Genomic DNA, 1,622 nt, shown 5'->3' on the forward strand with positions numbered 1-1,622 from the left:
GATCCATAAGTTCCGTCAACGGAAGTTGCAACATTGCCCGATACATCCGATCCGTCATATCCGGCTTTAACACCTATAACTTCTTTCGTGTCTCCTGCATCTACATCAGTGTCATTTAGTAGTACATTTCCTGTAGCTTGAACAGTATCATCTTCTTTTACTCCGTCAATGTCAGCTACAGCAACTGGAATATCATTTGTACCTTCAATAGTAATCGTTATAGTGGTGGTACTTTTCGCTCCTTCTGAGTCTTGCATTGTGTAAGTGAAGACGTCATATACTTTCTGACCTTCTAGCAATTCTTGTACATTTACAGCACTGTTATCTAAGTCATATGTGTAAGTACCGTCTGCATTTACAACTAGAGTTCCATAAGTACCCGTTATATTGGAGCCTACACCTACGGATACTTCTGTTCCGGTATCTCCTGCAGTGACTCCAATGACTTCCTTAGTATCTCCTGCGTCTATATCAGTGTCGTTTGTCAAAACATTTCCAGTGGCTTGTACAGTTACATCTTCTTTAACGTTATCAACATCAGCAACAGCGATCGGTGCGTCATTTGTACCGGTGATGGTAATTACTACGTCTTTGGTATCAATTCCACCATGCGGGTCAGTGACTTGCACAGTATAAGTAAGAATTAGAGTTTCACCTGCGGCCAATTCGCTAAATAAGTGAGAGCCCGAATTAAATGTCCAAGTAATGCCGTTATCTTTGTCACTTTCGGTATTTGTAAGCCCTCCTGTAACGGAGAACATCGCTTTTAGATCTGTGTCAGTAGGCAGAGTTCCTGTGTATGTTCCACCTTTTGCAATTGAATCTACTTTTGTGGCATTGACAACGTCAATAATGTCAACGTCTGAAAGCGATAATTTCCCGGTTGCTGTTAGTGCTATGTTTGATTCTGTCAAAGACTCAGCATCGCTGTCGCCTGCTCTGACATGGATCTCAGGCGCGTCATTTGTACCTGTAATAGTTACAGTCACAGTAACGGTATCTGTTCCGCCCTTACCGTCATCTACAGTTACATCATATAGCTGTGTAACAGTTTCACCTTTTGCCAGATGGTCCAAAGCAGAATCATTTACTTTAAATTCCCAGGTTATTTTTCCTGTAGCCCCGCCTGTTGTCTGCGTATCCACGAAAGGAGTGAATGTTCCAAGATAGCCAACTCCTTGAGGAGTTGCAGAGACAGAAACTGCGTCAGTCAAGTCTGCATCAGTGACGTCAAAGTATCCGGAAGTTGTGTGGTCAAGTGTATTTTCATCTGCATGCTTGTCCACAAGCTCTGTGGCAGAGCCTGTTAGTACGCCGCCTGCAATTATAGTCGGAGCGTCATTTGTGCCGGTAATGGTAATTACCACGTCATGAGCATCAGTTGCACCATGCGGGTCAGTGACTTGTACGGTATAAGTAAGAATTAGGGTTTCACCTGCAGCCATGCCGTCAAAGTAGTGAGAGCCCGAGTTAAAGTTCCAAGTAATGCCGCTTGTTTTATCCGTTTCGGTTGCGTCCAAATTTCCGGACACAGTAAACATAGCCTTAAGCTCTGCATCTGTGGGCAAAGTTCCGGTATATGTTCCGCCCTTTGTAATTGAATCTACTTCTGTGGCATTAAC

1 protein-coding gene is annotated in these 1,622 nt (G+C 43.5%); it reads right to left on the bottom strand.

The window, feature by feature from the left end:
- Positions 1-1,622, bottom strand: a 1,622-nt coding sequence (locus GXZ13_07150) for a hypothetical protein (GenBank protein ID NLX75584.1), incomplete at both ends; no start/stop codon positions are given.

It is taken from the genome of Synergistaceae bacterium (genome assembly GCA_012728235.1).
Lineage (GTDB): Bacteria > Synergistota > Synergistia > Synergistales > Synergistaceae > JAAYFL01.